9 protein-coding genes are annotated in these 7,883 nt (G+C 60.3%); 3 read left to right on the top strand and 6 right to left on the bottom strand.

What is annotated here, in order from left to right; all coding sequences use genetic code 11:
* Both JNL55_RS35995 and JNL55_RS35990 read left to right on the top strand, forming a co-directional pair.
* Positions 1-664 (top strand): alpha/beta hydrolase family protein (locus JNL55_RS35995; protein WP_293866483.1); only part of this gene is annotated, 664 nt, incomplete at its 5' end.
* An 8-nt stretch (positions 665-672) separates the two neighbouring features.
* Complete coding sequence (locus JNL55_RS35990; protein ID WP_293866480.1) at positions 673-1,506, top strand: SDR family oxidoreductase; 834 nt, start codon at positions 673-675, stop codon at positions 1,504-1,506.
* 4 nt (positions 1,507-1,510) lie between these two features.
* Here the strand turns inward: JNL55_RS35990 and JNL55_RS35985 are convergent, their stop codons facing one another.
* Genes JNL55_RS35985 through JNL55_RS35960 form a run of 6 tightly spaced genes read right to left on the bottom strand, consistent with a single transcriptional unit; the run spans position 1,511 to position 6,493 of the window.
* On the bottom strand, positions 1,511-2,278 hold the full coding sequence (locus JNL55_RS35985; RefSeq protein WP_293866477.1) for an SDR family NAD(P)-dependent oxidoreductase: 768 nt from the start codon (positions 2,276-2,278) through the stop codon (positions 1,511-1,513).
* Positions 2,275-3,522 (bottom strand): MFS transporter, encoded by a 1,248-nt coding sequence (locus JNL55_RS35980; RefSeq protein ID WP_293866474.1) that lies wholly within the window; start codon positions 3,520-3,522, stop codon positions 2,275-2,277. The genes JNL55_RS35985 and JNL55_RS35980 overlap by 4 nt, the downstream gene beginning before the upstream one ends.
* A complete protein-coding gene (locus JNL55_RS35975) occupies positions 3,519-4,430 on the bottom strand; it encodes an SMP-30/gluconolactonase/LRE family protein (protein ID WP_293866471.1) in 912 nt (303 codons plus the stop codon). The genes JNL55_RS35980 and JNL55_RS35975 overlap by 4 nt, the downstream gene beginning before the upstream one ends.
* Positions 4,427-4,759, bottom strand: coding sequence for a hypothetical protein (locus tag JNL55_RS35970; protein WP_293866468.1), 333 nt, complete (start codon positions 4,757-4,759; stop codon positions 4,427-4,429). Before JNL55_RS35970 ends, JNL55_RS35975 begins: the two co-directional genes overlap by 4 nt.
* The gene (locus tag JNL55_RS35965) at positions 4,760-5,662 is read right to left on the bottom strand and encodes a DUF6772 family protein (RefSeq protein WP_293866465.1); all 903 of its coding nucleotides are present in this window, start codon (positions 5,660-5,662) and stop codon (positions 4,760-4,762) included.
* A 27-nt stretch (positions 5,663-5,689) separates the two neighbouring features.
* Positions 5,690-6,493: an IclR family transcriptional regulator gene (locus JNL55_RS35960; protein WP_293866462.1), complete on the bottom strand. Its 804-nt coding sequence runs from the start codon at positions 6,491-6,493 to the stop codon at positions 5,690-5,692.
* Positions 6,494-6,782: 289 nt separating this feature from the next.
* Between JNL55_RS35960 and JNL55_RS35955 the strand changes: the two genes are divergently transcribed.
* The coding region (locus tag JNL55_RS35955) for a TonB-dependent receptor plug domain-containing protein (RefSeq protein WP_293866459.1) at positions 6,783-7,883 on the top strand (1,101 nt) is incomplete at its 3' end.

The raw sequence follows: 7,883 nt of genomic DNA, 5'->3' as shown, positions 1-7,883 counted from the left end.
GCCGGAGAGTCAGTCGCGTCCGCGTTTCATTGGCGCCAACAATTACCTCGTGAACGAACTTGGCGTCGCTTTGTTCTATCCGAACGTGCGTGGCTCCACCGGCTACGGCAAGCGCTTCGTCGCGCTCGACAACGGGCCGAAGCGTGAAGATTCGGTCAAAGACATCGGTGCGTTCCTCGACACATTTGCAAAGGACGCAGGCATCGATGCGAAGCGCATCGGCGTCACCGGCGGATCGTACGGCGGCTACATGACTTTGGCGTCCTCCATCCACTATGGCGACAAACTGCGTGCGGCCATCGAGATCGTGGGCATCTCCGATTTCGCTACGTTCCTGACTAACACTCAGAGCTATCGTCGCGACCTGCGTCGTGTCGAGTACGGTGACGAGCGCGATCCTAAGATGCTCGCGGTGTTCGAACGCATCTCGCCCTTGAAGCGGGCCGGTGAAATCAAGATTCCGTTGATGGTGGTCACGGGTGCAAACGATCCGCGCGTGCCTGCTTCCGAAGCCGATCAAATCGTCGCAGCTGTTCGTAAGAGCGGCGGCACGGCCTGGCATCTGTTGGCCCGTAACGAAGGCCACGGCTTCGCCAAGAAAGACAATAGCGATTACCAATTCTGGAGCAGCCTGGTGTTCTGGCAGAACACTCTGCTCAACTAAGGAGACTTATGAACCCTGCCGTGCACCGCTTGGCCGATACCGCATCTCAGATTCCATTTTCGACGCTGCTGCCGGCGTCGCCTTTGGTGCTGATTACGGGTGGAGCGGGTGGGCTCGGCAGGGAGATTGCCTTGCAGTTCATGGCTCGCGGTGCGCGCGTTCATGTCTGCGACATCGATGCCAAGCGGCTAGCTGAGTTCGCCGAACAGCACGACGCTAGCCAGCTGCGGACTTCGTGTGCCGATATCGGTGATGCTCGTGCGGCCGAGCGTTTGTTCGAAGATGTTGCCGCTTGGGGTGATCCGGTATCGGTGCTGGTCAACAATGTCGGTATCGCGGGTGCTCGTGCGCCCGTGGATGAACTCACCGACGAGGCTTGGTTGGAAAGTCTGCAAGCCAATTTCCTCGGCGCGACGCGCTGTGTTCGGCACGTCGCCTCCGGCATGAAACAAGCTCGTGCTGGAGTGATCGTCAACATCTCTACCGTTTCGGTGCGGACTCTGCCGCCGTCGCGTGCTCCTTACATCGTTTCCAAGGCAGCGTTGGAAAGTCTGTCGATGACGCTCGCACGCGAACTCGGATCGTTCGGCGTACGCGCGAACATCATTCGCCCTGGTGGCATGGACAACGACAGACTTCGTCAGGTGCTCGCGCGCGTCGCCGCTGAAGAGGGACTGGATGTGGACGTGTTGCTAGCGCGAGAGATGAAGCACGTCTGGATGCGAACGCTGGTGTCGATGCACGACGTGGCCTCGATGGTGCTGTACCTCGCCAGCGACGCGGCCAAGCACGTCACCGGTCAGGTCATCGAAGTGGACGGTGGCGTGGATTGGGAGGGGTAGTGATCTACAACCGCATCCCGCCATCTACCGACAGCACGGCGCCGTTGATGTAGCTGCCGGCATCTGAGCACAGCAGGAGCGCGGCGCCGGCACAATCGGTAGGGACGCCGATGCGGCCGGAGGGAATGCGCTCGACCACGCTGGCTTCGAAGGCGGGATCGGCGAGGCGAGCGCGATTGCGATCGGTGAGGATGGCACCGGGTCGCAAAACGTTGAAGGTCACGCCGGGCGCGCGTTCGTTGCGAGCCAGGTTGAGGAGCATGCTGGTCTGCGCGGCCTTGGTGGCGGCATAGAACAAGTGACCTGCGTTCGGGCGTTCCTCCTGCACTGAGCCGATGGCCAGGATGCGGCCCCAGCCGCGTGAGCTCATCGTTGGCAGAAAGGCTTGGATCAGCCCGACGGTGGCATGCAGGTTCACTTGGCTTTGACGTTGCATGGCCTCGTCAGTGAGTTCTTGCCAGGGTTGGATGATTTCCACTGAGGCATTCAACACCAGAATGTCGACAGCACCAAAGCTGCTTTCCACTGATCGCCGCAGTTCGTGCACGCCATGGGTGGCGGCAAGATCGGCAACGCAGCCGGCAGTGCGCCAGCCACGAGCGGACCAGTCAGCGACGCGAGCATCTACTTCGTTTCGATCGGTGCCGTGCGCGACGATGGCAGCGCCGGCGGCACCGAACGCTTCGCTGATGGCACAGCCGATGCCGCGAGTCGAACCGGTGACCACGGCGACTTTGCCGCTGAGATCGAAGCCTGTCAGTGTTGTGCTCATGACGCTTCTGCCGCCAGCGAGGATGATCGCGAGGTGTTGAGTACGATCATCAGAAAGATCAGTCCGGTCAGCAAGGCGACCGCGGCCAGAGCCTGCAAGCCGACTTCCACGCCATAGTGATCCTTGAGTGCGCCCATCATCAACGGCGCTATGGCTCCAACCGTGTATGCGCAGGCCACCACCAATCCTGTCACCGTCGAGCGCAGGCGGTTCTCGACACAATCGAAGATGGCCGCGAACAGATTGGCATCGTAGATGCCTCGGAACAAGCCGAACGTCGCCAACGCGCAATACACGGCGAACTCGGAAGGGAGCGTGGCTGAAAGATAAATCCACGGCGCGCACATCGCCAACGCGAAGCCCATGCTGAGCAATCGGAAGCGGGGATACGTGACCGACCAGCGATCGCTGAGCACGCCGGCCATCAGCAAGCCGAGATAGCCGAAGATGTGATGCCACGCGACCGACTGAAAGCCCGCCGAGGCCAATGACAGACCGAACTTCTCCGCCAGGATGGTCGGCATCCATGTGAGATAGCCCACGAGCACGAATACCAGACCGCTGAAGCCGATGGCTTGGGCGATCAGCGCCGGGCTGCGTCGGATTTCGCGAATCGATTCGCCCATGAGCGAAAGATCTTCGCTGAGCGGTCGGCGTGGCGCGCTCTGCGTAGCATGTTTACGCGTTCGTAGCGCGATGACCACGGCCCAGAGCAGGCCGCATATGCCGAACAGATAGAAGGTCGCGCGCCAGCCGTAGTTATCTGCCACCCATCCGGCGAACAAGCTGCCGACCACGACGCCGGTGTAGTTCGCCGTTTGATGGACCGCTAAGGCACGTGAGCGGCTGGCCACGTGATGTTCGCCGATCAACGAATTGGCTGCGGGGGCGTATAGCGCTTCACCCATGCCGGTCGCGACACCGCGATAGAGCAGCAACATCAAGAAGCCGCCGGCGCTGCCGGTGAGTAGCGTGCCGACGCTGAAGGTCAACAGGCTGAACACCACGATATGCGAGCGACGGAAAATGTCACCGGCGAGACCGGCGATGGGCACTAGCAGACCGAACACCACGGTGAAGGTGGTGGCGATCCAGCCCATCTGAGTCGAGCTGAGCCCGAACTCGGATTGGATCAAAGGTAGAGTGACGCCGAAGATTTGCCGGTCGGCTTGATTGAAGAAGTACGCGACCCAGAGTAGCCCGACTAATTCCCAGCGATGCAACGTAGCGCGAGCGTCGCTCATTTGGCCGCCGGTTTGACGACAGTCAGGGATGGCGGAAATTTCGGCGATGCATGGGGCCGTTGGCCGAGGAAGGGCGCATCACCAGGGCCGAGGTCCGGGAACGACAACACGGTGCCTTTCGCTGCTTCGGTGACAAGCAATCCATAGCGCCCGAGCGGATCGAACGCACAGTTGGTCGGTCGGCCGCCCGGCACGGGCACGCTTCGTAGCACGCTGCCGCCAGCGTCGGCGATCAGCACAACGCCTGCACTATACAAACAAGCATGCACTCGACCTTGCCGGTCGATGGCCAAGCCATCCGGCCCGATCGGGCCGGGCGTGTCGAAGCACGGTTGCACCGACAGCGCATGCGGTGACGACGCGTTCCAACTCGCCGATGAAACGTGTGTTCTGTAAGTCTCAGCGAGGTACAGGCGAGTGCCGTCGGCGGTGAAAGCCAAGCCGTTGGGGAACAGCAGCTCAGTGGCGATTACAGTAACGACGCCGCTTGCGGACAAGCAGCAAACATAACCGGTAGGTTCCTGTCGCGAACTGCCAGGGCAGGTAAACAGCAAATTCCCCGCCGCATCGAAAGCAAGATCGTTCGGCCTATCCAAATCATGGCCATCGACAGACCCGACAACACTATGAACACGCGCCGTCGCCATCTCAAAGCGACGAATCTCGTTATGATCGGAGTCGCAGTACCAAATATCGCCCTGGGCATCGAGCGCGAGGCCGTTGGGAGCGCCGCCGACCACATGCCGTTCGATCTGACCTTCCGGCGAAATGCGACAAAGCGCGCCACCGCGCAGCTCGACGCACCAAACATTGCCAGCACGATCCACCAGCGGGCCTTCAGGAAACAACAGCCCGTCCGCAAGCACGGTGTGCCGCAGTGGTGTTTGCTCAACAGTGTCGTTACTCATTTGAGATGCAACGTCACCAGGACCACACACTCCGAGCCTTCCGGCAACACGCCTCGCAGTCGTAACCAATTACCGAAATGAGCAGCGCGTACCGCTGCAACTCCATTCTCCTGAGTAGGCATGGCGACGCTCGCGCCTTCGCGTACCCAATGCATGCCATCGGGAGAAATCTCAACGAAGACGTCCGGCATGGGGCCGACGGGCGTTCGCAACGCGCGGACGAAGAAAACGGCTTCGCTGGCCCAGCCGGCTTCCACCGGTTCGGTGGCACTGTCGCCGCGCCAGGTTTCATTGCGGGTGAGGACGGTGGTGAAGCTTTCGCGCAGCACTTAGAAATCCCCCGACAGGCACACGGAGTCCGCGTAGAAGAAGGCGCGTTTATCGACGTCCGTCTGCGTGAACATGGCGATGTTGAGCATGCACCAGAGATTCTTCATCGCAGGCATGCGCAGCGATTCGAAGCTCGACAGATCAAACTCGCGATCATTGCATTGAAACGAGAGTGCCTTCATGGCGGCGATGTCGAAATCGAAACGCACGTAATGCCAGTTCACCTTGGTGGCGATTTCGTTGTAACACAGCCGCTGGCCGCCATCGGGCAGGTCCTGCCAGTCTGTGTCGCCGAGATGAAAGTGGCTGACGGTCTCGGCGCCGTTGCCGATGTCGTGAATGCTCGGTGCGCCTCGCTTGAACTGCCATTTCTGCTGTAGCTCTCCGCCGCGTGAATTCAGATAACGCAGATGAGGCATCACGCGCTGACCGCCACCGCCGGCACGATCGCCGACTTGCAGATCGAACAGAAAGCCCACCGACTTCACGTCTCGATCGGACAGCATCAGCTCAGTGGCTTCGGGCTTGAAGGTGAAATACATCTCCAGGCGGATCGGGCCGGGCTTACGAAACGTGAGCCGCTTGATGGCGACGCTCAACGCATCTCGCTTGGCACGCGTGGCAAGCTTGAGTGCATAACTGCCGTCATGCGAGCCATGCGACCCGCCGTCCCAGTGGCTGAGCGTCGAGAGCATCGGACCGGTCAGGCCGCGATAGCCGGGCAGTAGCGTGTCCAACGAGCCTTCGTAGTTGCCTACCAATGGCGTCCACCCGCAATGGCCGCGGTCGAAATCATCGAAGGTGATGATTCGCGGCAGGGGATCGAACCGACTGAGCCGTGGATCGGCTTGCAGCAGTGCCCGCCTGAAATCTACGGCTGAATCTACGTTATGGGTGGACACAGGAATCCTCGAATGAAGGCGGCGAAGTCAGGCGACGGAGTCGTCACGAAAACCGATCGCGGCGGAGAGTTTGGCTGCCGCGGCAGCAACCATGTCGCGCACCGAATCGGGCGGCGCATAATTGTTACGTTGAGGAAGATAAGGAACGGTGAGCGCGGCAACCACATGGCCATGCCGATCGCGCACGGCGAAGCTGTAGTTGATGATCCCAGGGATACGCAGGCTGGGCCGCTCTTCATAACCGTGCGAAGTGACTTCGCCAAGCTTGGTCTGAAACGCTTGCAGCGCGCTCTCGTCCATCACTTGTGCGAGTTGCAAGAACAGCGTGCGTCGTGCGGTATCGGTGAGGAACGCGCACAACAGAATGCCGGAGCTGGTCTCAGTAGCAGGGAACTGCGCGCCGAGTCGAACCGAATAACGAATCGGCAGCGGCGAATCGATCTGCGCCACGATGGTGATGTTCGTGCGGCTCAACACTGCGAGGTGACAGCTCTGACCGGCGCCACTCGACAACTCCTCCATGACGGGAACCGCGGCCGCCACCAACGTTCGCAACGGCGGATGCTCATGAGAGAGATGAAACAAACGCATCGATAGCGAGTAACTGTCGCTCTGACGATTACGCACGATGTAATCGCGCGCTTCTAGGAATTGCAGGATGCGATAGATCTCGCCGGTGGAGCGGCCCAAGCCACTCGCGATGGCGGTGAGATTCAAACCGCTGGGCGAACTCGCCAGCAGCTCGAGAATATCCAGGCCTTTTTCCAGCGCCGGCACCGCGTAGCGCGCCGGCCGAGCCGCTTCATCCGCAGAGTCAGGTACCGCTTCCATCTCATCGCCCCCTTAGATCATCGCTCTCGTCGGCGCGAACGGTTTGCGCAGCGTCCCCGAGCCCGTCGTTGGTGATTTTCACGGATGAGAAAGACCCACCGGAAAATTTCATTTGTGACCACGAAAAGCTGGTTAGAGCCTATTTATGCGCCGATTCGCGAGCAGCAGTGTAGCTGTATTGCTTTCTGGTGAGAAACGTTTTTATATGCGCCAACAGTGATGCCGGGAAAGCACACCGGTATCCAACAACGATCGGTCAAAGGTCGACAAGTCGCGGGGGACTTCCAGCATGAGCATCAAAGCGAATGCATCGCTGTTACGGATGGGCACGTCACTGATCGCGTTGCTCGCCACGGACGCGGCGCTGGCACAGGAACAATCCAGCAGCACACCGCCAGCCGCAGCCGATCAACAGAGCGTCGAAGAAGTGGTGGTCACCGGTCTGCGTCAATCCATTGCCGCAGCCATCGAAGCGAAGCGCGAAGCTTCCAACATCGTCGACGTGGTCAATGCCGAAGACATCGGCAAGTTGCCGGACCAGAACGTCGCTGAAACATTGGGCCGCGTGTCGGGCATCAACATCTCTCGTAAAGACGGCGAGGGCAGTGGCTTCACGGTGCGTGGCCTGTCGTTGAATCGTATCGAGATCAACGGACGCTCGTTCGTCGGTCCGACTCAGGATGCTACGCCGGCACTCGAGACCGTGAATCCGGAGATTCTGTCCGGCATCGAAGTGACCAAGTCGCCGACCGCAGATTTGGTGGAAGGCGCCATCGGCGCCACCGTTAACTTGAAGACGCGCCGGCCGCTGGATGGCGAAGATATTCTTTCGGCGCGCGCTCAGGTGGTCTATGCCGATCAGGCGGACAAGACCGGCTATCGCACGTCGGGTTTGATCTCCAAATCTTTCGGCGAAGGCACTTTCGGTGCGTTGCTGGGCTTGGCGTATGCACGCGTGCATGCGCAAGGCGAGGGGCTCACTACCAATGGTTGGGTGCGTACCAATGCCATCGATGGCAATGGCGACGGCATCGAGGATCTTGGTTTGTATCGTCCCAACCGCATCAGCTCGCAGATCGAACAGCGCTCGGACGATCGCAGTACTGCCACCGGCGCCTTGCAGTGGCGCCCGGACGATGCGACCGAAGTGATCCTGGAAGGCACTTACTCGCGGTTCAAACGTGAGCGCGATCTTGCTTATTACCAGCTGTTGTTGAATGACAATGATGTGGCGGGCAGCACCACGGTATTGCCGGATGGCACCGTGTCTCGCGCCACGTTGACGGGCATCACGCTGCGGCCGCTGGCCTACGATGCACCGTCCGATTTGGAAAGCTATAACTTTGGCCTGTCCGGCAAGCGTGAGGCGGGGCGCTTCAAATTCTCAGCC

The sequence above is a fragment of the Steroidobacter sp. genome, assembly GCF_016790065.1.
Classification (GTDB): domain Bacteria; phylum Pseudomonadota; class Gammaproteobacteria; order Steroidobacterales; family Steroidobacteraceae; genus Steroidobacter.
Note: the sequence above shows the minus strand (reverse complement) of the source record. Positions and strands in the feature narration are given on the sequence as shown.

What these genes read in the sequence shown, in the direction of transcription:
- JNL55_RS35980 (WP_293866474.1), bottom strand. Translation starts at nt 3,522, where the DNA reads ATGAGCGACGCTCGCGCTACGTTGCATCGCTGGGAATTAGTCGGGCTA.
- JNL55_RS35985 (WP_293866477.1), bottom strand. Translation starts at nt 2,278, where the DNA reads ATGAGCACAACACTGACAGGCTTCGATCTCAGCGGCAAAGTCGCCGTG.
- JNL55_RS35960 (WP_293866462.1), bottom strand. Translation starts at nt 6,493, where the DNA reads ATGGAAGCGGTACCTGACTCTGCGGATGAAGCGGCTCGGCCGGCGCGC.
- JNL55_RS35975 (WP_293866471.1), bottom strand. Translation starts at nt 4,430, where the DNA reads ATGAGTAACGACACTGTTGAGCAAACACCACTGCGGCACACCGTGCTT.
- JNL55_RS35990 (WP_293866480.1), top strand. Translation starts at nt 673, where the DNA reads ATGAACCCTGCCGTGCACCGCTTGGCCGATACCGCATCTCAGATTCCA.